This window comes from Aquabacterium sp. (assembly GCF_030652515.1).
Classification (GTDB): domain Bacteria; phylum Pseudomonadota; class Gammaproteobacteria; order Burkholderiales; family Burkholderiaceae_C; genus Aquabacterium.
The window spans coordinates 58,295-82,929 of sequence record NZ_JAUSAR010000036.1 but is presented as its reverse complement, the minus strand read 5'-3'; the positions used below and the strand labels follow the sequence as shown (position 1 = coordinate 82,929).

The window sequence follows — 24,635 nt, the reverse complement described above, 5'->3', positions numbered from 1 at the left end:
TTTCCTCTGATTTTTTAATCAATTGGCCGCGGCGCGCACACCACGCTCGTGAGCAACCAGGGCGACACCATAGCCCACCAAACGGTTCAAAACTTGGCGCACAGCCTCATCCCCATCCAGGAGGGCCGGCGCCAACACATTCATGAATTCACGCGACAGGCTGTAGTCGTGCACCATGGCCAACAGTGCAAAGGCCAGGTGATGCAAGGCATCGTCGGCCTCGGTGGCCCCCACGTGCCGCGCCAGCAGCATCACCACGCGCTGGTGGTGCGGCTGGATGTACTGTGCGATGACTTCCTTGTAGGCCGCGCTGGGCTCCACCATCTCACGCAGGTGCAGCTTCATGCCGCATTCGGCGCCAGCATCGGTGTGTACACCCATGCTGATGGGGCACAAAAATGCAGTCATCAAACACCGCAGTGCTTCCTCCAGGGGCAAGGCAGGGTCGTCGAAGTTCGCGAATTCCGACGTCAGGGCCTCGATGGGACGCAGCAGCACGGCCCGGTACAAACCAGCCTTGTCGCCAAAATAGTAGTGGATCGATGCCACATTGGTGCCCGCGGCCTGGCAGATCTCGCGGGTCGAGGCTTGCGCAAAGCCTTTGTCCGCAAAGATGCGCATGGCCTCCTGCAGCAGGCGCTCGCGTGCCCGAACGCCGCGCTCCAGGGATCCAGACTGATCCGAATCAAGCGCTTGATTGATTTTCATGCGAGCATGCTAACTCATCAAGCCGTTTTCATTTTTGCCGAATTCACATGCAATTGATTCCTTGGGTTTACGAAGGTCGAGAAGGTTTTGCACTGCGGGGTTGGCACACGCCCCCCACCGGCAAGCCCCTGTTGCACTTCATGCACGGCAACGGCTTCTGCGGCAGGGCCTACGAGCCCTTGCTGATCGAATTGACCCCCGATTTCGACCTGTGGCTGAGCGATGCCCAGGGCCATGGCGACAGCGACCACGGCGAAAATTTTGTAGGGTGGAACCGCAGCGCAGAGCTGGCCGTGGAAGCCATGAATGCCCATTTACCGATGTTTGAGGGCGTGGCCCGGCACGCGGTGGGTCACAGTTTTGGCGGTGTCCTGACCAGCCTGGCACTGGCCCACCACCCCGGCTTGTTTGCACGCGCCGTGCTGCTGGACCCGGTGATCCTGCCGCCCCATGTGCTGTGGGCCGCGCAAATGAGCCAGTGGACCGGACTGGCCAGCCACAACGAACTGGCCCGCAAAGCCAGGGCGCGTCGGCACCATTGGCCAGACCGCGACACCGCGCGCGAATCGCTGGAAGGTCGGGGTGTTTACAGAAACTGGACCGCCCCCGCCCTTCAAGCCTTCATTGACCATGCCTTGCGCCCCTCGGCAGACGGCGGTGTGGAGTTGAAATGCTCGCCAGAAAGGGAGTCCGAGGTTTTCAGCTCGGTGGCCGATGGCCTTTGGTCGGCCCTGAACCGAATCGACACCCCGATCCAGGTGATTCATGCCGACAAAACATTCCCGTTCATCGCTGCATCTGTGCAACAGTGGAAAAACATCAACCCGAAGGTCTGCGACATTCAAACTCCGGGAGGGCACTGCTTCATGCAAGAAACACCCATTCAAACCGCCCAAATGGTGAAAAGGTACTTGATGGCACAGTTTTAGGGGATGGCCTGAATAACCCTGACTATCGTATGATTTTCAAAATACCCCTTGAAACACTCTCGGCCCTCGGGTCGATTTTGTTTTGCCGATGTTCTTTCGGTTGATGACGATGGTGCCCATGGCCACACAAGAAATACCCAGCAGTAGCAATGTCACAACCCCCCCGGCCCTGAGCCACTGGTTGCGAGTGGCCACTGACAAGAACCCTAAAGGCATTGCCTTGGAGTTTTCTGGGCTTCGCTTGAGCTACAGCGACTTGTCGATCAAGGTTCATCAGCAGGCCAACGATCTGCGCGCGGCTGGACTGGCGCCTGGCGACCGAATCGCCATCGCTGCCACCCGCTCGATCGACACCCTGATCGCGATCCTGGGAGCCGTCGAAGCGGGTGTGGCCTACGTGCCGCTGGATTTGAGCTACCCGGCCGATCGCCTGCAAGCCATGTTGACGGATGCACAGCCACGGGCGGTGGTGGGTGAACCCGGCGCCTTGTCGGCCCTGGAAGAGCTGGTCGGCACCATGCCAAGCCTGGGCGCGGTCGCCGCCCCACAAAGCCTGCCCTATGCCGCCGCCAGTGACCTGGCTTATGTGCTGTTCACCTCGGGCTCCACCGGGCGGCCCAAAGGCGTGGCCATGGGCGACCTGCCCTTGCGCCATTTGATCCAATGGCACGCGCAGCATCCACGCCTGGGGAAGCCGGCCAGAACCCTGCAGTTCGCGCCCTTGTCCTTCGACGTGCATTTCCAGGAAATCTTCTCGACCCTGGCCTGCGGCGGTACGCTGGTCTTGATCCCCGACAGCCACCGGCGCGACCCGGCCTTGCTGCGCCAGGCGCTCCAAGCGCAAGGCGTTGAACGCATCTTCGTGCCCTACGTCGCCCTGCAGATGCTGGCCCAGGCCGATGAAGACGCTCATGGCGAAGGCAAGCCGCCGCTGGCCCTGCGCGAAGTGGTCAGTGCCGGCGAGCAATTGCAGGTCACCCCCACCATCCGCGCCCTGTTCGAGCGCCTGCCTCAGGCAGCCTTGCACAACCACTATGGCCCCACCGAAAGCCACGTGGTCACCGCCTTCGAGTTGGCCGGCCCGCCCGCCTCCTGGCCCGGCATTCCCCCCATTGGCACGGCCTTGCCCCATGTGCTGCTGGCCCTGCGCGATCCCGACACGGGCACGGTCAGCAACAGCGACACCGGCGAACTGCTGCTGGGTGGCGAAACCCTGGCCCACGGCTACCTGGGCCAGGCCGAATTGAGCGCCGAGCGCTTTCTGGACAGCCCCGCCAGCCTGCCCGGCCGCTGGTACGCCACGGGCGACCTGGTCAGCCGCGACCCCGAGGGCGTTTTGACTTACCAGGGCCGCATCGACCAGCAACTCAAGGTGGACGGCTTCCGCATCGAACCCGGCGACATCGAGCTGGCCTTGATGGCGCACGAATCCGTTCAAGATGCCGCCGTGACCGCGCCCGATGTGCCCGGCTCCGGCCGCCAGTTGGTGGCCCACGTGGTGTTGCGCCCTGGCAGCCCGCCACTGTCGCAACTGCTGGCGCCTTGGCGGCAATGGCTGCGCGACCGGCTGCCCGACTACATGATCCCCGTGCGCTTCATCGCGCTGGACAAACTGCCCACCACGCCCAGCGGCAAGATCGACCGGCGCAGCCTGCCTCTGCCAGCGGTGGAGGCTTCTGCCGTCGACCCCACCACGCTGTCGGTGGCCGAGCGCCTGCGCAGTGCCTGGCAGGAACTGCTGGGCCTGAGCGACCTGGCCGACGACACCAATGTGTTCGACGCTGGCGCCCGATCGCTGCTGGTGATGCGCTTCGTGGGCCGCATCAAGCAACTGGGTTTGAACCTATCGGTGGCCGAGGTGTACGACCGGCCCACCATCGCCGGCATGCGCGACAGCCTGCAAGGCGCCGCCGCGCCAGCTCGCCGCCATGCACCCACCGGCCCGCAAGACCACGACGGCATCGCCATCATCGGCATGTCGGTGCGGGCCGACAACGCCCACGACCTGGACACTTTCTGGGACAACCTGCTGGCCGACCGCGAAAGCATCCGCCGCTTTGCACCGCACGAGCTGGACCCATCCGTGCCGCAAGACCTGCGCAACCGCCCCAACTTCGTGGCGGCACGCGGGGTGCTGGAAGACGCCGACCGTTTCGACGCGGCCTTCTTCGGCATCTCGGCCCGCGAGGCCACCGTGCTGGACCCTCAGCAGCGCTTGTTCCTGGAGCTGTGCTGGTCCGCACTTGAAAACGCCGCCATCGACCCGAGCCGTGGCCAGGACCTCATCGGCGTGTACGCAGGCAGTGCCAACAACAGCTACCTGCCTGCCATGCGGCTGGAAGACCCCGAGCTGATCCAGCGCTACGGCGAGTTCGCCACCATGCTGGCCAGCGAGAAGGACTACGTGGCCACGCGCGCGGCCAACCGGCTCAACCTGCGCGGCCCGGCGGTGTCCATCCACACCGCATGCTCAACGTCATTGGTGGCCATCACGCAAGCCTGGCATGCCTTGGCGCAAGGCCAATGCGATGTGGCACTGGCCGGTGGCGTCACCCTGGTTGTGCCGCAAATCAGCGGCTACCTGCACGTTGAAGGCAGCATGGAATCGGCCGATGGCCGTTGCCGCCCTTTCGATGCCGAGGCCTCGGGCACCGTGTTCGCCAGTGGCGGCGGCGTGGTCGTGCTCAAGCGCCTGAAACAGGCCCTGGCCGATGGCGACACGGTCTACGGCGTGATCAAGGGCGTGGGCCTGAACAACGATGGCGGCGACAAGGCCAGCTTCACCGCGCCCAGCGTCAGTGGCCAGGCCGAGGCCATCGCGATGGCGCTGGACCATGCTGGCGTCAATGCCCGCAGCATCGGTTATGTCGAGGCCCACGGCACCGGCACCTCGCTGGGCGACCCCATCGAGATCGCGGCCCTGAGCCGGGCCTGGTCCCGCGACACCAGCGACAAACAGTTCTGCCAGATCGGCTCCATCAAGGGCCACCTGGGCCACACGGTGGCGGCGGCCGGTGTGCTGGGCCTGATCAAGGCCACGTTGGCGCTGCACCGCGAAGTCATCCCCGGCACCCTGCACTACCGCCAGCCCAATCCGCAAATCGACTTTGCCAACACGCCTTTCCAGGTTCAGGCCCAGGCCCGCGCCTGGCCGCGCGGGCCGCAGGTGCGCCGCGCGGCGGTCAGCTCGTTTGGTGTGGGCGGCACCAATGCCCACGTGGTGCTGGAAGAATCACCCCAGCCCACCTCGTTGGGCCAGGCCGATCAGCTCAGCCTTTTGCCCTTGTCGGCCAAAACGGCCGAAGCGGTCTTGCGGCGCGCGCGCGATTTGGCCGACCACCTGGAGCGCCACCCCGACACCTCCCTGCACGAAGCCATGGCCACGCTGTCACGCGGTCGGCAGCCCATGGGACACCGCGTGGCCGTGGTGGCACGAGATACTGCTGGGGCCGTGGCTTCGCTGCGTCAGCTCAAGACAGCGCAAGCGGTGCTGGCCAAGCCCAGGGTGGTCTTCCTCTTCCCCGGACAAGGTTCCCAACACCCCGGCATGGCGCGCCAGTTGTACGACGAAGTGCCCGCCTTCCGCGAGGCATTTGACCAGTGCCTGGCCGCCGCCCCTGAAGCACTGGCCACCAACCTTCGCCATTGGCTGGTCCAGGCCTTGCCCACCGACTCGGAAGCCGCCGCCCAGCTGGCCGAAACGCGCCACGCTCAGCCCGCGCTGTTCTGCGTGTCACATGCGCTGACCGCCTGGCTGGACAGCCTGGGCATCCGGCCTGACGCCATGATTGGCCACAGCATTGGCGAATACGCCGCAGCTTGCCACGCTGGCGTGCTGTCGGTGGCCGATGCGATGACCGCTGTCATCGCCCGCGGCCAGGCCATGTTCGACCAGCCCGCTGGTGCCATGCTCGCCGTGCGCGCCAGCGCAGACCTGGTGAGAAGCCTGATGCCCACCGGCGTGGAAATCGCTGCGGCCAATGCCCCGGCACTCACCGTCGTGGCTGGCACGTTTGAAGCCATCACCGACCTCGCCACGCGGCTGGAAGCGCAAGACGTTGGCACCACACGGTTGAAGGTGTCTCACGCGTTTCACAGTGCCAGCATGGATGGCGCCTTGCCGCGGGTGGCACAGGCTCTGGCCAGCAGCCAGCTCCGCGCGCCATCGATCCCGATGTATTCCTGCGTGAGCGGTGCCCTGTTGCAAGAGCGCGAGGCCACCGACCCACAGTACTGGGCCCGTCAGGTGCGAGCCACGGTTCAATTCAGCCGCGCCGTGCAGGCCGAGCTGGGCCAAAGCGATCAAACGGTGTTCGTGGAGGTCGGCCCCAGCCAGGCCCTGACCGCGCTGGTGCGACAACACCGCAACGCGCGCCATGAAGTGCCCCGCGTGGTGCCCTTGCTGGGCCCGGCCCAAGAGCCTGGCGCGCCTGCAGAACGGGCCCTGCAAGGCCTGGGTGCATTGTGGTCTTGCGGGGTTGAACTGGCCTGGCCCGTGCCTGCCAATGCCCGCCGCATCGCCCTGCCCGGCTACCCTTTCAAAGGCGAAACCTACTGGTTCGCTCGCAAGCCCGTCGCCACCAGCGCCGTGGCCGCCCCCCTTTCTCTCATCCAAGAGGATGCCCGTCCCATGAGCCGTCTGCCCCGCCTTGAACAAGAACTCGCGCGCATCCTCAGTGACGTCTCCGGCCTTCCCGCCGATGCCATCGACCGCGACACCACCTTCGTCAACCTGGACCTCGACTCCCTGTCGCTCACTCAGGCGACCCTGGAGCTGGAACGGGTGTTCGGCATCAAGCTGCGCTTCCGCCGCTTGATGGAAGACCTGGACACCCTGGCCAAACTGGTCCAGTTCCTGGATGCAGAGTTGCCTGCCGACAAGTTCGCCCCACCAGCCGTCAGCGCGGTGGCTGCACAGCCAGCACCGATGGCCCAAGCGGTCTTCACGGCGCACCAGCCCTCGGTGGCGGGCGATGCCGTGCACCAGCTCATCCAGCAACAGATGCAATTGATGGCCCAGCAGTTGGCCTTGTTGTCGGGTCAAAGCGTGGCCCCGGCCAATATGGTGGCCGCACCGGCTTCTGCACCATTCACGCCTGCCGCACCCCAAGCGGCCGCCCCTGCTGAACTCGGCCAGCCCTCCAAGACCTCACTGGTTGAAAAGCCCTTCGGCGCCTCGGCCCGCATCACCCTGCAGGCCCAGACCCATTTCACACCGGCCCAAAGCCAGTGGGTGGACGACTTCATCCAGCGCTACAACCAGCGCACCGGGCAGTCCAAAGCCTTCAGCCAGAAAAACCGCAAGGTCATGGCCGACCCGCGTGTGGTCACCGGCTTCAACCCCTTGTGGAAAGACCTGGTCTACCCCATCGTTGTCAACCGCTCGCAAGGCGCCAGCCTGTGGGACATCGACGGCAACGAATACATCGACCTGCTCTCCTGCTTTGGTGGCAACCTGCTGGGTTACCAGCCCGAAGGCGTGATCAACGCCATGAAAGCACAGTTGCAGCTGGGCCTGGAAGTGGGCCCACAACACCCCCTCGCGGCCGATGTCGCCAACCTGATCTCCGAGTTCACCGGCATGGAGCGCGTGGCCTTTTGCAACACGGGCTCCGAAGCCGTCATGGGCGCCATGCGCATCGCGCGCACCGTGACCGGTCGCAAAACCATCGCCATTTTCACCAACTCGTACCACGGCATTTTTGATGAAGTGATCGTGCGCGGCACCAAGCAATTGCGCTCGCTGTCGGCCGCCCCCGGCATCCTCGCCAACGCGGTCGAGAACATCCTGGTGCTGGACTGGAACAGCGAAGACTCGCTGCGCGTGCTGCGTGAACGGGGCACCGAACTGGCGGCCATCATGACCGAGCCGATCCAGAACAAGTACCCCACGGTGCAACCGCGCGAGTTCGTGAAATCCCTGCGCGAGATCGCCGACCAGGTTGGTTGCGCCCTGATCTTCGACGAGGTGGTGACCGGCTTCCGTGTGGCCCCGGGTGGTGCGCAAGAGTTCTACGGTGTGCGCGCCGACATCGCCACCTACGGCAAAGTCATTGGCGGCGGCCTGCCCTTCGCCGCCATCGCAGGCAACGCCAACTGGCTGGATGCCCTGGATGGTGGCCACTGGCAATACGGCGACGACTCCTACCCCGAAGCTGGCGTGACCTACTTCGCCGGCACCTTCGTGCGCCACCCCTTGGCGCTGGCGGCAGCCCACGCCACCTTGCTGCACCTCAAGCGCGGCGGTCGTGAGTTCTACCGCGAACTCAATGGCCGCACACAGCGCCTGATCGATCGCCTGAACGCGGCCTTTGCGCAGCGCGGCGCCCCGGTCAAGGCCGTGCACTGCGCCTCGCTGTGGCGCCTGCAATGGGACGATGGCGTGCCCAACATCAGCCTGTTCTACTACCTGGCCCGCTTCCACGGCCTGCACCTGTACGAACAGTTTGGCCACTTTGTCACCGAAGGCATGACCGATGCGCACACCGACCGCATCATCGAGGTCTTCACCAAGGCACTGGATGAGCTGATCGCCCTGGGTTTCATTCCATCGAGCGGCGGCTTGGCGGCCGAGATTGCAACGCCCCCCCTTGAGGCGCCCTTGACACCCGGGCAGACCGAACGCTGGCTGGCCGCGATTTACGACCCGGCAGCACGGCGCGCGCTCAATGAGTCTCTTTGCGTCACCTTGACCGGTCAGGTGGATGCCCCGGCCTTGAAGGCCGCGCTGCAAGATGTCCTGCAACGGCACACCGCCTTCAAACTGCGCTTCGACCTGGATGAACCACGGCAGATCATCGAGCCTCAGTCCGTGGTGCCCGTGGCCGAGGTCGATTTGCGTGCCCAAGCCGACAGCGATCAGGCGCTGGACCAGCACTGCCGCCAAGCCAACGGGATTGACTTCCCTCTCGACCAGGCGCCCCTGGCCCGCGCCAGCATCCTCCATCTGGCCGATGGCCGCGTGGTGGTCCATGTCGTGGCCAGCCACCTCATCTTCGACGGGTGGGCTTCCAGCGTTTTCAACGTGGAGCTGGCGCAGGCTTACCGCGCGCGGGCTTCAGGATTGACACCCGCCTGGGCCGCCGAGCCCGGCTCGCCCTTGGCGTTCGCGGTGGGCGAACAAAAGCGCTTCAACGGTGCCAATGGCCAAGCCAGCATCGCGCACTGGAAGCAGGTTCTGCAAGCCCTGCCGCAGCCCGTGTCGCTGGGTGACAAGACGCCCACAGGCGCGCGCACCTTCGCGGCCGACACCGTCCGGGCCCGTCTGGACGGCGTCAAGCTGGCCACATTGCGCGAGCAAGCCAAGGCGCAGGGCGCCACCCTCTTCCAATGGCTGCTGAACGCCGTGGCAGAGCTGATCGCGCAGGAAAGCGGCCAGAGGGACATCGTCGTCAGCATCCCGTATGCGGCCCAAAGCCTTGAGCGCCACGCGCCACTGCTGGCAGACGGCGTGCTGGACCTGCCCGTGCGTCTGACATTGCCCGCCGACGAGCCGTCCAAGTCTCGCATGGCTCGCGTCAAGAGCGCGCTCATGGACGCGATGGAACACCCCCTCATGACGCAGGGCATCGCGGCACGCGCGCTCGGCCTGCAGGCCGAAGGCAGCCGCCCACCTTTGAGCAGCATCTACTTCAACCTCAACCCGAAGGTGGACCTGTCAGGCTGGGCACCGCTGAAAGCGCAGATGCACGAAGGCCGCAAAGCCGGTCTGCTCAGCGAGTTGTTCTTCAACTTCTACGAACAAGCCGATGCACTCACACTCGACCTCCACCACAGCAGCGAGTACCTGAGCCTGGGCCGGGCGCAACAACTGGTTGACCAGCTCATCGCCCTGTTGTCGCCCGGATCGACCACCGCCCCTGTCCAGCTTGATCCGCGCCTGCTGGATTGGAACCAAACGGATCGCGCCCTGGCCCCTCAGGCCCGCATCGAAGCCTGGGTGTCGCGCCAGGCCAAGCTGACGCCCAACGCCACGGCCGTCATCACCGCTGAAGGCCACCTGACCTACGCCGCCCTCGAATCCCAATCGAATCAAATCGCCCGCGTTCTGCAAGCCCGTGGCGCAGGCCCGGGACAGCGCGTGGGCATCAGCCTGCCACGCAGCACCCACCTGCTGCCAGCCCTGATCGGGGTGCTCAAGACAGGGGCCGCCTACGTGCCGATGGACCCCGGCTTCCCCACCGAGCGCCTGAAGATGATGGCCGAAGACGCCAGCCTGGGCCTGGTGGTGACGCATTCAAGCTGCGCCGACGCCAGCAGCCTGCCGCGCGCCACGCAGCTGCGGCTTGACGACGATGCCGCCATCGTGGCCGCGGCCAGCGACACCTCCTTGCCCACGATGACCGACACGCAAGCGGCCGCCTACGTGATCTACACCTCGGGCTCCACGGGACGGCCCAAGGGCGTGGCCGTGCAGCACAGCGCAGTCTGCAATTTCCTGAGCAGCATGCAACGGGAACCTGGCTTCAAGGCGGGCGATCGACTGCTGGCGGTGACCACCCTGAGCTTCGACATCGCCGTGCTGGAACTGCTGCTCCCGCTGATCACTGGCGGCACCGTGGTGCTCGCCACGCGCGATGAAGCCATGGACGGCGAAACGCTGATGGCACTGATCACGCAACATCAGGTCACCGTGATGCAGGCCACGCCCACCACCTGGCACTTGTTGCTGGACGCGGGCTGGCAGCCACCACGCGGTTTCCGCGCCCTGGTCGGTGGCGAACCCTTGCCACCGGCCCTGGCCACCGCTTTGCTGGCCAAGGGCATCGAAGTCTGGAACATGTACGGCCCCACGGAAACCACCGTGTGGTCCACGCTGTCGCCCGTGCGAGACGCCAACGCCAAGATCACCATCGGCCGCCCGATCGACAACACCCAGGTCTGGATCCTGAACGAAGCGATGCAGCCTGTTCCGGTTGGCCAGGAAGGCGAAATCTGCATCGGGGGTGATGGCGTCGCCTTGGGATACCACGGACGACCCGACCTCACCTCGGACCGTTTCGTGAATCTGCCTTGGGGCCCGCGCCCGGCGCAACGCATCTACCGAACCGGGGACCTGGGCCGCTGGCGCGAAGACGGGCAGCTGGAACACCTGGGGCGCATGGACTTCCAGGTGAAGATCCGGGGCTACCGCATCGAACTCGGAGAGATCGAGGCTCAACTCGAAGCCCAGGCCGGCGTGGCCCGTGCCGTGGTGACCGCGACGGAAATCAGCCCAGGCGACATGGCCCTCATCGGCTACGTGGTGCCGCAAGGCAACGCAGCCCTGGACAGCGCCGCGCTGAGAGCCAGCCTGCGCCAGACCTTGCCGGACTACATGGTGCCCCGCACCATCCTTGTCCTGCCCAAGCTGCCACTCCTGCCCAACAACAAGATCGATCGCAAGGCCTTGCCGCTGCCCGCCTCCAAGGGCAGCGCCCCCATGGTGCAAGCTGCCACGGCGGCACCCACCCCAGTGGCAGCCTCCGGCCCCCTGGCCGAGGCCACCAGCACCGTGGCCCAGGCGATGGGCAAGCTGCTGGGACGCGACCGTTTGCAGGACCACGATCATTTCTTCGAGCAAGGTGGCCATTCCCTGATGGCGGCCAAGCTGTCCGCCGCCCTGGCCAGCGCGCTGGGGCACCGCCCTGGCCTGCGGATGATCTTTGACCACCCGACACCCGCCAAGCTGGCCCAGGCCCTGGTGGCCTTGAAACAGGCCCAGCCCGCCAGCACCCCGACCAGCGGTGCCGGTGCGGACACCATCCCCATCCGGGCCGACCAGTCCACGGCGCCCCTGTCGCAAATGCAGGAGCGTGTGTGGTTCCTGGAGAACGTGAACCCCGGCACGGTGGTGCACAGCATCCCGACCGGCCACCGCCTGCTGGGCCCGCTGAACGTGGAGGCCTTCAACCGCGCCTGGCAGCTTCTGGTTCAGCGCCAGAGCGTGCTGCGCACCGTCGTGGAACGCACGCCTGAGGGCGATGTCCAGCGCATCCTGCCCAGCCTGGATTTCAGCCTGATTCCCTTCGACGATTTCAGCCACCTGCCGGAAGCCGAGCGCAAACCGGCCATGAACAAGGTCATCGCCGAACTGGTCGAAACCCCTTACGACGTGGAGAAGGGGCCACTCTTCACCGCCCGCCTGTTCCGCCTGGCGCCCGAGGAGCACGGCCTGCTGTTCCAGGCCCACCACCTGGTCTGGGACGCCTGGTCCTTCGACCTGCTGTACGTCGATCTGCCCGAGCTTTACAGCGCCTGCCTGGAAGCCCGTGAGCCCAATCTGCCCAAGTTGACCGTGAGCTATGGCGACTTCGCCGCCTGGCACAAGGATTGGATGAGTGGCCCCGAGCTGAAAAGGCAACTGGACTACTGGCGCGAACAACTCACGCCCCTGCCCCCGTCCATCGAATTGCCGCTGGACCGCCCTCGCCCCCCCTTCATGTCGGGCCGAGGCGGCTCCTTCCAGTTCAACCTGGCCAAGGATGTCACCGATGCCCTGCGCGCGCAGGCGCAGCAGCAAGGCCGCACGCTGTACATCACCCTGCTGGCGGCCTATGCCCTGGCCTTGCACCGGGTCAGCCAGCAAGACGACTTCGTCATTGGCACGCCGGTGCGCGGCCGCGAGCAGCCCGCGCTGGAGCCACTGATGGGCTTCTTCGTCAACATGCTGCCCTTGCGCATGCAACCGCAAGCGGGCATGTCCCTCTCCAGTTGGCTGGCCTCGGTCCACCGCAAGGTGGTGGACGCCTTCTCCTTCCCGGACGTGCCCTTCGACCACCTGGTTCAAGCGCTGCAGGTGCCGCGGGACCTGAGCCGCCCGCCCATCCACCAAGTGTCCTTCTCTTACCAGGACGTGCGCGAGCGCACGACCCGCTGGGGCAATGTCGATCACCAGCGCATGCCCACGCCCATGCTGGGCGCCGCGCAAGACCTGGCCTTGTGGTGTGTTGAAACCCGTAACCACATCGAGTTCGTCTTCACCTTCAACGCCGACGTGCTGGACACGGCGACCGTCGGCGTCTTCGCTGCCAGCCTTGAAAAGCTGCTGCGTCAGGTCGTGACAGACCCCGACCGGCCCCTGGGCGACTACGACCTGTCACCCGGCGAACAGAAAGCACCAGCCGCCCCGCCCGCCACGCTGCCCGATCTGCTGCGCCAACGCACGCATGCCGCGTCCAACAACGTTGCGCTCAGCCAGACCGGCGAGCGGCCACTCAGCCATGCCGAGCTCTGGTCCCAGGCCAACCAGATCAGCCACTACTTGCGGGCTCAAGGCATTGGCCGCGGCCAGTTCGTCGGCGTCTGCCTGCCCCGCCGCCCAGATCTCCTGGGGGCCATGCTTGGCGTTCTCCAGGCAGGCGCGGCCTGCGTGGCATTGGACCCGCTTGATGCCAGCGAAAAACTCGCCAGCACCATCCAGGACACCGGCCTGAGCTGGGTCATCGGACGCTCCGACTCCGTGCAGGCGCTGTCCTGGCCCCGAGACAAGACCTTGTTGATCGACCTGGATGAACGGCGTCTGCGCAGCCAACCCCCCACCCCTCCTGCACCGAACCCATCCCTGGACGCGACCGCCACAGATCCAGCCTGCCTGATCAGTTCATCCGGCTCGGCTGGTCAAGCCCGGCACATGGCCTGGTCCCACCGCCAGGTGATCGACCTGCTGCTGGGCCTGGAACAAAAGCTGGGCCTGCGGCCCGGACAAAGGCTGCTGGCCGCCAATGCCTTGGGCAGTGGCATGTCGGTCGTGGATCTCTGGCTGCCTTTGCTGGTGGGCGCCGAGGTGGTGCTGTCCACCGAAGAGGCGAGCCGCAACACGGGCCTGTTGAAACAGCAGCTCAGTGACGAGATCGATGCCATGCAGGCCACCCCGGCCACCTGGCAGGCCCTGGTGGATGCAGCCTGGACGGGGCGCGATGGTTTCTTGGCCCTGTGTGCTGGCGAGCCACTGCCTGCCAGCCTGGCGTCGCAACTCCACGCACGCCGCGTGGTGATCCACCACACGGGTGACCTGCTGGAACACCTGGGCCAACCGGCTGCGGTTTCAGCTTCGGCATCCGGCTCGGTCGCTCCAGTGTCCAGCAAACCCGCCCCCAGCACCCCCATGGAAAAGGCCATCGCCGAAGTCTGGCAGGAGCTGATCGGCGAGAACGACATCGGCCTGGATGACAACTTCTTCGACCTGGGCGGCCATTCGCTGCTGGCCATGCGTGCCGTCACGGAAATCAGGCGCCGGACCGGCGTCAACGTGAGCGTGCGGCGCCTGATTTTCGAGAACCTGGGCCAGCTCGCTGCGCCGCAAACGGCATCCCCCCCCGCCACTGCACAGGCGACTGGCGACCTCGCATCGCCAGTCATCGCAGATGAGGTTGCATCCGGCAAAAGCAGCTGGATCAACCGCCTGCTTGGGCGATGAAGAAAAAGTTTTTTCGCACCGCCACATGAACCCATTTTTCTTCGGTCCACCGGATCACCGCCTCTATGGCGTCTACCACCCACCTGCCCATTCGCAGCGGCCTTCATCGCAGGTGCTTCTGTGCCCACCTTTCGGGCAAGAAGCCGTGCGCACGCATCGCCTGCACCGCCTGCTGGCCGAGCACCTGAGCCGCCAAGGTGTGCATGTCATGCGCTTTGACTACTTTGGCACGGGTGAATCGGCGGGTGCGGACCAGGATGGCACGCTGACCCAGTGGCGCGACGACATCCTGATGGCCCACGCCGAATTGACGCTGCGCACCCGCGCTCAACGCACCACCTGGCTGGGAACCCGACTGGGCGCCACACTGGCCATCATGGCCTCCGAGCTCTGCGATCAGCCAGTCGATCGGCTGATCCTCTGGGAACCCATCCTGGACGGCCAGGCCTACCTGAAGGAACTCGGCGAGGCCCATGCCAGGGAGACCTTCGTGGCCGTCGTCCATGCCCAGCGGCCCTCCGCGCTGGTGCGGGACGAAGTCATCGGCTTCGGCGTGAGTGAGGCCTGGTTGAAGCAAATGAATGATCTCTCGATCACCAAGCTGAACCCCCAGTGCAAGGAAGCATGCATCCACCTGGCTCGCGCTGAAGACACCAGCAGCACTGGCCCACTGTCTGTGAAATGCGAGGCCATGGGCACGCGCTGGCAGCACATCCCCACCAGCACCAGCGTCGCATGGCATACCGAAGAAGCCGGTGGATCGGCGCTGGTACCACCCGATCTTTTGCGCCAACTTGTGGCGGCGTCGACCGGGGACCTGGCATGACCGAAAACATCCTCAATTTTGGCCAGGGCGACCGCCTGACCGGCACCTTGACCCTTCCCCCAGAGTCATGCCCGGCCAAATCCACGGCGATCCTGTTGCTCAATGCGGGCGTGATCCACCGCATGGGCCCGCACCGGATCAACGTCAAGCTGGCTCGGCACCTGGCCCAGCAAGGCTTCACCGTGCTGCGCATCGACCTGTCTGGGCAAGGCGACAGCCTCACCCCCGAACGCCCCCAATCGTTCGAGCAGCAAGCCATCACCGACCTTCAGGCGGCCATGGATCACCTGCAAAGGATCACGCCCGTCAAAAGCTTTGCCCTGGCCGGCATCTGTTCCGGGGCGCACCATGGCGTGGCCACGGCGCTCAAGGACGAGCGCCTGTCCGCCCTGTGGTTGATGGACACGCACGCCTACCCGACGCCGCGCACCTACTGGGTCCGCTCGATGCGGCAACTCCAGCAGCAACCCATTGCCACGCTGCACCGCTGGAGCAAACGGATACTGAGGATGCCAGGCGCCAGTTCGGGAGCCAAACCCGCCCCAAAACCCATGAACGACAACCCTTACGGGAAACCATCGAAGGACGAGTTCGCGGCAGACATCCAATCGCTGCTCGACAAGCGGGTCCGACTTCAGATCGTCTACTCGAACGGCGCGTTCTGGACTCACAACTACCTGAATCAGTGGCGCGATGCATTCAAGGCCCATGGCGCCGTGGCACGCGTCCCGACCGAGCTGCTTCCCGACGTTGACCACACCGCATCAACGCTGAATGCGCAGCGTCACCTCATGGCGTCCGTGAGCCGCTTCGCCACTCAATTCGATTGACCTCATCCACAGACCATCATGCCCAACTGCTTTGCCGAAGACATCCGCAGCGATCTGCTGGACAGGGCGCCGTTCAAGTTCCACCACCGATTGCTGGAGCATCCCGCGCTTTCGTTGGAAAACCTGGCGCGCGTGCTGCCCACCTTGCCCCAGCAACAGGTGATGTATTCAAAAGGCTTGCTGGATGTGTCCGATGACTTCGAATCCACGTTCAGGAAAAAGCCCAGAGACCGCACCCTCGAAGAAACCATCGACTCCATCCGCACCTCGGACTCTTACATCATGGTCCGATCGCCCGAGGTCGACCCCTCGTTTGCCGACCTGTACAAGGCACTGTGCGGCGAGGTCGCCTCGTTGATGAAAACTCGCGGCGTGGGGAGCATGCCCTTGCAGGCGCAGCTCTATCTGTTCATTGCTTCACCCAACAGCATCACCCCGTTCCACATCGACCGGTACTCCACGTTCCTGATGCAGTTTCGGGGCAGCAAGACAGTGACCGTGGGCACCCCGTGGGACGATCGCATCGTGTCACAACCGGACCGCGAGGCCTACGTGGTTCGCGAAAAAACCAAACTGCCTTGGTCAAGCAAGCTCGACGAGTTCTCCACCGCCTTCGAGTTCAGCCCGGGTGAAGCCCTGCACATCCCCTTCATCGCCGGCCACCATGTGTGCAATGGCCCGGAAGATGTGTCCATTTCCATGTCCATCATCTTCAACACCGAGGAGAGTGTTCGCTGGCGGAATGCGATCTCGTTCAACCACATCCTGCGCAAACAGTTGAACAAGGTGAACCTCACGCCCAAGAGCATTGGCCAGTCAGACTGGCGAGATGCCCTGAAATCAAGGATGTGGCAAAGCTACCGACAATGGCGTGGCTTCGAAGCTTGACTTGCCCTGATCATGTCAGCGAATGCCCAATTGCCCATCCGGATCGATGAAGTTGAGCATTTCATCGGTTTGAAGGGGGGGCACAGCAAGCCCGAAATGGCCGTTGAGCAGCGACACCAAGGATTGCGCCCACAAGGCGTTCCAGACCGTTCCAGCATGGCCATCGGCCAGGGTGGCGTGCCCGGGCTCGTCGCCACCGGTGTTCGTGACATCAAAATGCGCCCCGAAACGCACCGTTTTATAGACCGGTTTTCCCGAAGCCAGGCGGGTGCCCCACAAGGCCGAAAACCACGCCTGGTCATCAAAGAAAGCGATGCGGTCATCACCCTGCGCGATCATTTGCAAGCCATGGTTGAAACGCGCCAGGCCTTCATGGATGTTGGCCATCGCTTGAGGCGATTGCCAGTGCGCATGGAACCGCGCCCAATCGGCATTGTTGAAAATCCCGACCAGGACGATGCGCAGTGTTGGATACGCCCCGCGCAAACGCTCTACCGAGGTGCGGATCTCCCGAACGCAAGCCTCCATCAACGCCACCGGCTGCGGGGCGGCCGAGTTGCGCGACAAGGCTTCCAGGCTTTCCTGTGTTCCAAAATCGTTGGTACCGATGCGGATCACAACGACGCCGTCCTTCCAGCGCCCCGGCTGCCTGTGCATGGCGGTCAGCAAACGACCGGCCTGGTCAGTTTGCGTCGCGTTGAGGTTGTCACAGACCGCGCCCGAATAGGCCTGGTTGTACAGATAGTCCTGCTTCACCGGGAATCGCCCATCCAGTCCGAGCGAGTCGCGCAAGATGGACAAACGCCGAAACCGCGTGCCCCAAGTGCCCCAGGGCCCAGGATCCAGTTGGTCGGATCTCAGGTGCGCCAGGATCTCGGTCCACTGCCAGGTGCGCTGCCTCAAGGCCCCGCCTCTGGCCGCCTTGTTAGCCCCGAAATTCAGGTCGTCGTGGTAGGCATGGCTGTCGGAGTCGCCCAAGACGCCAAAGCCCACGGCGTTGGGCTTTCCGCCTTCATTCAGACCACGCTGCCAACGCTCACCAGGCGACAGCAGCAAAGCGCTGGCACCCAGTCCAACCAACAACAGTGCCAACAGGATCAATCTATTCATACCATCCCTTTGTGCGCTGGGAATGTACCTTACTCGTCAACCATGAACCTGCGGTACCACGCCTGATCAACCATGCCACTCGCCACCCTCAAACGACTGCCACTGATCCGAAGCTTGCTGCGCAAGCGCGCCATCCGCAAATATTTCACCCAACGCGGCACTGGGTACCACAGCGGCCATTTCAGCACCTTCGCGCAAGCACGCTCGTGGTTGCCACCGTCACCGGAATTCAGCCACGATCAGTTCACCGATGAGTACGTTCATCAGCGCTCGCACCGAATCTGGCCTTTCGACTACCCGGTTCTGTTCTGGCTGCGCCAGGCATTCGAAGACGGCAGCACCACGATCCTGGACATCGGTGGCTCCATCGGCAACCAGTTCTATGCCTACCAGCACTACCTCACTTACCCGCCAGGGCTTGAATGGCGCGTCCACGAACTGCCCGCCTTCATCCAGGAAGGCCGCGATCTCGCCGCAGCACGCGAGGCGCATGGTCTGCATTTTTCGGATGAATGGCCCGCCAACTGGCTGAGCAGCGACATCTGGATCGCCGCAGGCGCGATGGAGTTCATGGAAACAGAAAACTTGCCCGCCCTGCTGGCCCGGGCCGATCGCAAGCCCAGGCATATTTTGCTCAACAAACTGCCCCTGACGGAGGCCTCCGCCTTTGTCTCCACCCAGAACATCGGCTTTGGCTCTTACGTGCCGCACCATGTCTTCAACCGGCAGGCCTTCATCTCGGCCATCGAGGGCCACGGCTATGAAAAAATCGACGCCTGGGATGTGCCTGAACGAACCTTCATGTCGCTGGGCTTCGCTGCGGATTGCTTCGACAACTACAGCGGCCTGTACTTCCGGCTGAAGGACTGATGATCGATTCCCGCATCGCTTCCCTGCCCTCACCCGACGGCCTGGGCATCGAGCTGTGGCTCGTCGATCTGGACCACACGCCTGAAGCCTGGAGCGATGCGGTGCTCAGCGAGGAGGAAGCAGAGCGTGCCGCCCGATTTCGCTTTGACATTCACGCGCGCCGCTACCGGGCCAGCCATGTGGCCTTGCGCCAGATCCTCGGCAAGGTCACGGGCCAAAGTCCAGCATCCCTGCAATTCACCACAGGCAGCGAGGGCAAACCACGGCTGGCCCAGCTTGACGGCCCCCACTTCAACCTGAGCCACAGCGCTGGTTGGGCCCTGATCGGCACCTGTGCCAGCCACCCGATCGGCGTGGACATTGAAGTCATCCAGCCCATGAGCGATGTGGCCGCCCTGGCACAAAGCCACTTCAGCCTTGCGGAACAAGCCGCCTTCTCGCGCACCCCGGCCGAGCAGCAACTGGCGGCCTTTTTCGGCTGCTGGACGCGCAAGGAAGCCTGCCTGAAAGCCCTTGGCAGTGGCCTGACCATCGAGCCCCACACCTTCGAGGCGGGGCTGGACGCACGGCCACGCCACACCACCATCCAGGTCGACGACCGGGCCTGCGCCATGCAGGTGCGCAGCCTCCTTGACCTGCCGAACAAGGAGCTGGTGGCGGCCGTGGCCAAATTGGTCGAGGCGCGCAGCCCCGGACTCCTGTGAACGGCGCCCAGCGCCTGGGCTGCCAAGCGCGCCCCGAGCGAAATGGATAGACTGACCCGGCTTCATTCACCCACCATTCACAGGAGAGACGCCATGACCGACAAGACCGCCAACGTTCATTGGGAAGGCCGGGGCAAGGAAGGCCTGGGCAAGATCAGCACACCGCAGACCCAGGCTTTGACCGAGTATCCCTACGGATTTGCCAGCCGATTCGGAGACGACCGCAGCGGCACCAACCCCGAAGAACTGCTGGGCGCCGCGCACGCCGCCTGCTTCACCATGGCGTTTTCATTCGCGTGCGACAAGGCTGGCTTTGCCACGGCCAAGATCGACACCCAAGCCAATGTTCACCTGAAAGCCCTGCCTGACGGCTTCCTGATCGACCGCATTGCCTTGCAGTTGACCGCCGTGGTGCCAGGGTTGGATGAAGAAGCCTTTCAGAAGATCGCTCAGGCGGCCAAGGACAACTGCCCCTTGTCCAAGGCCTTGGCCAGCGTGCCCGAGATCACCTTGAAAGCGACCCTGGCCCACTGACCAGCGCCGACGTCAGAACAGCTGCAGGCTCAGCCAATAAGCCACGGCCGCCACGAAGGCGGCGGCCGGGATGGTGAGGATCCAGGCCCAGATGATGTTGCCCGCCACGCCCCACCGCACTGCACTGGCACGCTGGACCGACCCCACCCCCACGATCGCACCCGTGATGGTGTGCGTGGTGGACACCGGCACGCCCAAGGCGGTGGCAATGAACAGCGTCATCGCGCCGCCGGTTTCAGCGCAGAAGCCGCCCACCGGTTTCAGCTTGGTGATCTTCTGGCCCATGGTCTTCACGATCCGCCAGCCACCGAACATGGTGCCCGCGCCAATGGCCAGGTAGCAGGAAATGATCACCCAGCTGGGCGGCACCTTGTCGTTCACCGACGCATATCCGGTCGAGATCAACAGCATCCAGATGATGCCGATGGTTTTCTGCGCGTCATTGCCGCCATGCCCCAGGCTGTAGGCCCCGGCCGACACCAGCTGCAAACGGCGGAACCAGCCATCAATGCGGTTGGGCGCCATGCGCCGACACACCCAGGCCACCAGCACCATCATCAGCGAGCCGAAGACATAGCCCAAGAACGGCGACACGAAGATGAAAGTCACGGTGCGGATGATGCCGCTGGACACCAATGCGCCAGCCCCGGCCTTGGCCATCACGGCCCCCACGATCCCACCGATCAGCGCATGCGATGAGCTGCTGGGGATGCCATACAACCAGGTGATCACGTTCCAGGTGATGGCCCCGATCAAGGCGCCAAACACCACGTGCACATCCACCACCCCCGGGTCGGCAATGCCCTTGCCCACTGTGGTGGCCACGCTGAGGTGGAACACGAAAATGGCGACGACGTTGAAGAAGGCCGCGAACAGCACCGCCTGGGCAGGGCGCAGCACGCCGGTGGACACCACCGTCGCGATCGAGTTGGCCGCGTCGTGAAAGCCGTTCATGAAATCGAACAGCAGCGCGAGCACCACCAGAAGAACAACGACCCACAGGGCCGCCTGCATGGAAACCATGGTCAGCCGCCCTGATCAGGAGTTCTCGAGGATCACGCCCTCGATCAGGTTGGCGACGTCTTCGCACTTGTCGGTCACGGTTTCCAACATCTCGTAGATGGCCTTGAGCTTGATCAGCTCGCGCACATCGGACTCTTCGCGAAACAGCTTGCTCATGGCGGCGCGCAGCACGCGGTCGGCGTCGGACTCGAGCTGGTCGATCTCTTCGCAGGTCTTGAGCGCGGCCTCGGCCGTTTTGGCATTGCCGATGTCGGGCAGCAGCGCCACCGCCGAGCGCAGGCGTTCGCAGCATTTGACGCCCAACTCGGTCAGGCGAATGATCTCGTCGGTCATCACGCGCACGTCGTACAGCGACATGGTTTCGGCCGCCCCGTGGATCAGGTCGGCCACGTCGTCCATGGTGTTGATCAGGGAGTGGATCTGCTCACGATCGATCGGGGTGATGAAGGTCTTGTGCAGCAGTTTGTTGACTTCGCGGGTGACGTCATCGGCCGAGTTTTCAGCGGCGTCCACCTCCTGGGTGTACTTTTCGCGCAAAAGTGGGTCGTTGTAGTGCTTGACCAGGTTCGCGAAGGCGTGGGCCGCTGCGACCGTGTGGTTGGCGTGCTGGTTGAACAGCTCGAAAAAATTGCCCTCTCGGGGCAGAAGTTTTCCAAAAATCATGGGGTGGTCTCGCGTGTCATGGTGATGACAGTCACTGTGCAGAGTGGGGATTTTAGCTGCCACACCCACAGATCAGGTTTCTTGGACCACCGCAGTTCCCGTGATACCCGCCATTTGAGCGTCGGAAACAAAAAAGCCCAGTCTTGCGAACTGGGCTTTTCTGACTGTTTAGATTGGTGCCGGAGAGATGAATCGAACACCCGACCTTCTCATTACGAATGAGAGGATACCGATATTCTGGATTATTCACCTGTGTTGATGTAGCATATGAAAATCAACAGCTTGCAAGCTAAATGACCCTCTCACGGCTTGTTGGGCGTTGATTGCAATTCGCCAAAATAGCCCACTCTGGGCGGTACAGCGCAGGTATGGCGCAGGTATGGCGAACTCATCGACCAGGAGACGAAATGGCGCGGCCGAAGAAAGATGCCTCGATTGACCTGAGCGTCACGCACGAACTGAGCGCGGGCCTCATCGAGCGATTGACTTGCCCTGCCGGGCTTCGCAAAGCGTTCTTGCGAGACAAAGAGGTGGCTGGGCTTCGCGTGCGAGTGACGGCCAACGGGGCGAAGTCTTTTGTCTACGAAGCCAAGCTGCGGGGCCAGGCCATCTCATGGACCATCGGCCCGGTCGGGGTGGTCAGCATCCGAGACGCGCAAGGCGAAGCTTTGAGGCTGGCCGCCCTGGTGAACAAGGGCGAAGACCCCCGCGACGTGGAAAAGGCCAAGGAAGCCGACAAGGCCACGAAGCTGGCCAAGACCGCAGCCCAGGCCATGACCGTGGGCGACCTGTGGCCCACCTACCTGGCCGAGGGCAAGCCCAAGCGCCGCGACGAGTGGAAGCCTCGCTACTTGGTCGACCTGCAAAACATGGCCAGCGCGGGCGGCGAGAAGAAGAAGCGAGGGGCTGGCCTCACCCGGCCCGGCCCCCTGTCCCCCCTGCTGGCGCTCCCGCTGGTGTCCATCAACGAGGACACCCTCAAGGCCTGGCACGACAAGGAGGCCAGGACCAGTAAACACCAGGCCGCCCGCGCCTTAATGATGTTCCGGGGCTTCCTGCGCTGGTGCGCCAGCAAGCCCGAGCACCGGGGCCTGGTGGATGCCGACGCAGGCAAGGCGCCCGCCCTTCTCGAATCGCTGCCCAGCATGAAGCGACGCACCGACGCACTGGAAGCCGCCCAGGTGGCCGGGTGGTGGTCAGGCGTGGAACAGCTCGGCAACCGCACTGCCAGCGTCTACCTGCGCGCCCTACTGCTGACCGGCGCCCGCCGCGAAGAGATGGCCGCCCTGAAATGGGCAGACGTGGACTTTCGCTGGCGCAAGCTGACCATTGCCGACAAGGTGGACGCAACCCGCACCATCCCGCTGACGCCCTACCTGGCCCAACTGCTGGCCACCCTGCCCCATGTCAAGCTGGCGGACGGCACCCGCAGCCACTTCGTTTTCGCCAGCGTCAGCAAGACCGGCCGCATTGCCGACACACGCAACAGCCACGGCAAGGCCCTGCAAAGCGCGGGCATCGAGGGCCTGACCATCCACGGCCTGCGCCGCTCGTTCTCCCTACTGGGCGAGGCGGCCGGGGCACCGGCTGGCGCCATCGCCCAGGTCATGGGCCACAAGCCAAGTGCCACCGCCGAGGGCTACCGCCCCCGCAGCGTGGACGCCCTGCGCCCCTTCCTGGCTCAAATCGAAGCGCACGTGCTGGCGCTGGCCGGGGTGCAGTTCGATGCCAAGGCCGAGCCCGGCAAGCTGCAGTTGGTGGCGGGATAGCCCCAAATAACGCAACTACAAAAATTGCTTGACCAACACCAATAAACGCAACTACATTTAATCTCAATGAAGGTAACGCTAGACCCGTCAAAAGACGCCAGCAACCTCGCCAAGCATGGTGTGCCGCTGTCCCTTGCCAAAGAGCTGGAATGGGGCGACATGTTGATGTGGCCAGATGCCCGCAAGGACTACGGCGAGGCCCGTATGGTGGGGCTGGCTCCGCTGGAAGATCGACTTTATTGCGTGATTTTCGTTGACCGACCACCCGAGCATCCAACCGAGCGCCGAATCATCAGCCTGCGCAAGGCAAACACCCGAGAGGTGAAACGCTATGCAGAAAACAGTTAAAACCAAAAGCGGCCGAGTGCTGCAACTGCCGACACCCGCAGAAGATGCGGCCATCACCTCTGCAGCCAATGCGGACCCTGACGCCTCCCCCTTCACCGACGCCGAATGGGAACAGGTCAAGCCGTTGGCCCGTCGTGGCCGACCACTGGGCAGCGGGACCAAGGTACAGATCACCATGCGTGTTGATGCCGAGGTACTGGACACCTTCAAGGCCACAGGCCCAGGCTGGCAAACGCGCATCAATGAAGTGCTCAGAAGCTGGGTAAAGAGTCACGCCTGAAATAGCCCGAACAGCCAAGGCCATCCAGATGAAAACCACCAAGACACCCGCAAGCCGCCCACACGATGACGCGGTGGTGGAGATGCTCAAGGCAGACCCCACATTTGCTGATGACTACCTTTCTGCTGCGCTGGACGAGGCAGGCAAGCCAGGTGGCCAGGCCGCGCTGCAGGCAGCGCTGCGCCACATCGCAGAGGCCCAAGGCATGGCCGCCGTGGCCGAGCGCGCAGGCATCCCACGCGAAAGCCTTTACCGCGCCCTGTCGCCTCGCGGCAATCCCACCATCAAGACCCTGCTGGCCGTCCTTGGTGCGGCGGGCCTGCACCTGGCTGTGTCTCGGCAAGGTCCTGCGCACACCTGAGCAGATGAACGCCATGCGCCACATGTTCAACCCCCCTCACCCTGGCCTGACGCTGCGCGACGACGTGCTGCCAGCCCTTGGCCTGAACGTGACCCAGGCAGCCGAGCAGCTTGGCGTGTCTCGCGTGGCGCTTTCCCGCGTGCTGAATGGCCGCGCCGCCATCTCGCCGGAAATGGCCCTGCGCATCGAGGCATGGCTGGGCAAGGATCGTGGCGGCGATGCTCGCCACTGGCTGCGGATGCAAGGCGAGTACGACATGTGGCAAGCCGAGCAACGCCTCAAAGACACCCCATTGAACGTGCAGAAGGCGCCGAAGATGCAAACCGCCGCCTGAGGCCCAGGCCTGGCGCCTCAGCAGTTCCTGAGGCAATAGCGGGCCCGCAAGGTGGTGGAAC

The 24,635-nt window shown here is 64.2% G+C and carries 17 protein-coding genes; 13 read left to right on the top strand and 4 right to left on the bottom strand.

Annotation, left to right across the window (positions count from 1 at the left end):
• Positions 1 to 18: 18 nt before the first annotated feature.
• Positions 19 to 708 (bottom strand): CerR family C-terminal domain-containing protein, encoded by a 690-nt coding sequence (locus Q7V20_RS05335; RefSeq protein ID WP_304787960.1) that lies wholly within the window; start codon positions 706 to 708, stop codon positions 19 to 21.
• 47 nt (positions 709 to 755) lie between these two features.
• Between Q7V20_RS05335 and Q7V20_RS05330 the strand changes: the two genes are divergently transcribed.
• From Q7V20_RS05330 to Q7V20_RS05310, 5 genes are all read left to right on the top strand, one after another.
• Entirely contained in the window at positions 756 to 1,637 is an 882-nt protein-coding gene (locus Q7V20_RS05330; protein ID WP_304787958.1) for an alpha/beta fold hydrolase, read from the top strand.
• A gap of 88 nt (positions 1,638 to 1,725) precedes the next feature.
• Entirely contained in the window at positions 1,726 to 14,034 is a 12,309-nt protein-coding gene (locus Q7V20_RS05325) for an amino acid adenylation domain-containing protein (RefSeq protein ID WP_370652407.1), read from the top strand.
• Positions 14,035 to 14,059: 25 nt separating this feature from the next.
• On the top strand, positions 14,060 to 14,860 hold the full coding sequence (locus Q7V20_RS05320) for a serine aminopeptidase domain-containing protein (RefSeq protein WP_304787954.1): 801 nt from the start codon (positions 14,060 to 14,062) through the stop codon (positions 14,858 to 14,860).
• The gene (locus Q7V20_RS05315) at positions 14,857 to 15,690 is read left to right on the top strand and encodes an alpha/beta fold hydrolase (protein WP_304787952.1); all 834 of its coding nucleotides are present in this window, start codon (positions 14,857 to 14,859) and stop codon (positions 15,688 to 15,690) included. The genes Q7V20_RS05320 and Q7V20_RS05315 overlap by 4 nt, the downstream gene beginning before the upstream one ends.
• Positions 15,691 to 15,708: 18 nt before the next feature.
• On the top strand, positions 15,709 to 16,578 hold the full coding sequence (locus Q7V20_RS05310; RefSeq protein ID WP_304787951.1) for a cupin-like domain-containing protein: 870 nt from the start codon (positions 15,709 to 15,711) through the stop codon (positions 16,576 to 16,578).
• A gap of 15 nt (positions 16,579 to 16,593) precedes the next feature.
• Here Q7V20_RS05310 and Q7V20_RS05305 read toward each other — a convergent pair whose 3' ends face one another.
• Entirely contained in the window at positions 16,594 to 17,688 is a 1,095-nt protein-coding gene (locus Q7V20_RS05305; protein ID WP_304787949.1) for an SGNH/GDSL hydrolase family protein, read from the bottom strand.
• A 72-nt stretch (positions 17,689 to 17,760) separates the two neighbouring features.
• On the opposite strand from Q7V20_RS05305, the gene Q7V20_RS05300 reads away from it, so the two are divergent.
• The 3 genes from Q7V20_RS05300 to Q7V20_RS05290 all read left to right on the top strand — a co-directional run bounded on the left by Q7V20_RS05300 (position 17,761) and on the right by Q7V20_RS05290 (position 19,796).
• Complete coding sequence (locus tag Q7V20_RS05300) at positions 17,761 to 18,558, top strand: methyltransferase, TIGR04325 family (RefSeq protein WP_304787947.1); 798 nt, start codon at positions 17,761 to 17,763, stop codon at positions 18,556 to 18,558.
• Positions 18,558 to 19,262 (top strand): 4'-phosphopantetheinyl transferase superfamily protein, encoded by a 705-nt coding sequence (locus tag Q7V20_RS05295; RefSeq protein ID WP_304787945.1) that lies wholly within the window; start codon positions 18,558 to 18,560, stop codon positions 19,260 to 19,262. Before Q7V20_RS05300 ends, Q7V20_RS05295 begins: the two co-directional genes overlap by 1 nt.
• Positions 19,263 to 19,355: 93 nt before the next feature.
• Positions 19,356 to 19,796: an OsmC family protein gene (locus Q7V20_RS05290; protein WP_304787943.1), complete on the top strand. Its 441-nt coding sequence runs from the start codon at positions 19,356 to 19,358 to the stop codon at positions 19,794 to 19,796.
• Positions 19,797 to 19,808: 12 nt separating this feature from the next.
• Here Q7V20_RS05290 and Q7V20_RS05285 read toward each other — a convergent pair whose 3' ends face one another.
• Complete coding sequence (locus Q7V20_RS05285) at positions 19,809 to 20,819, bottom strand: inorganic phosphate transporter (protein ID WP_304787941.1); 1,011 nt, start codon at positions 20,817 to 20,819, stop codon at positions 19,809 to 19,811.
• A gap of 15 nt (positions 20,820 to 20,834) precedes the next feature.
• Positions 20,835 to 21,482: a DUF47 domain-containing protein gene (locus Q7V20_RS05280; protein WP_304787939.1), complete on the bottom strand. Its 648-nt coding sequence runs from the start codon at positions 21,480 to 21,482 to the stop codon at positions 20,835 to 20,837.
• Between the two features lie 407 nt (positions 21,483 to 21,889).
• Between Q7V20_RS05280 and Q7V20_RS05275 the strand changes: the two genes are divergently transcribed.
• The 5 genes from Q7V20_RS05275 (at position 21,890) to Q7V20_RS05255 (ending at position 24,574) form a co-directional block, all read left to right on the top strand.
• Complete coding sequence (locus tag Q7V20_RS05275) at positions 21,890 to 23,251, top strand: integrase family protein (protein ID WP_304787937.1); 1,362 nt, start codon at positions 21,890 to 21,892, stop codon at positions 23,249 to 23,251.
• 66 nt (positions 23,252 to 23,317) lie between these two features.
• A complete protein-coding gene (locus Q7V20_RS05270) occupies positions 23,318 to 23,599 on the top strand; it encodes a BrnT family toxin (protein ID WP_304787935.1) in 282 nt (93 codons plus the stop codon).
• Positions 23,583 to 23,879 (top strand): BrnA antitoxin family protein, encoded by a 297-nt coding sequence (locus tag Q7V20_RS05265; RefSeq protein WP_304787933.1) that lies wholly within the window; start codon positions 23,583 to 23,585, stop codon positions 23,877 to 23,879. The genes Q7V20_RS05270 and Q7V20_RS05265 overlap by 17 nt, the downstream gene beginning before the upstream one ends.
• Positions 23,880 to 23,907: 28 nt before the next feature.
• Entirely contained in the window at positions 23,908 to 24,240 is a 333-nt protein-coding gene (locus Q7V20_RS05260; protein ID WP_304787931.1) for an addiction module antidote protein, read from the top strand.
• A gap of 13 nt (positions 24,241 to 24,253) precedes the next feature.
• The gene (locus Q7V20_RS05255; RefSeq protein WP_304788000.1) at positions 24,254 to 24,574 is read left to right on the top strand and encodes a HigA family addiction module antitoxin; all 321 of its coding nucleotides are present in this window, start codon (positions 24,254 to 24,256) and stop codon (positions 24,572 to 24,574) included.
• The last annotated feature ends 61 nt before the right edge of the window (positions 24,575 to 24,635 follow it).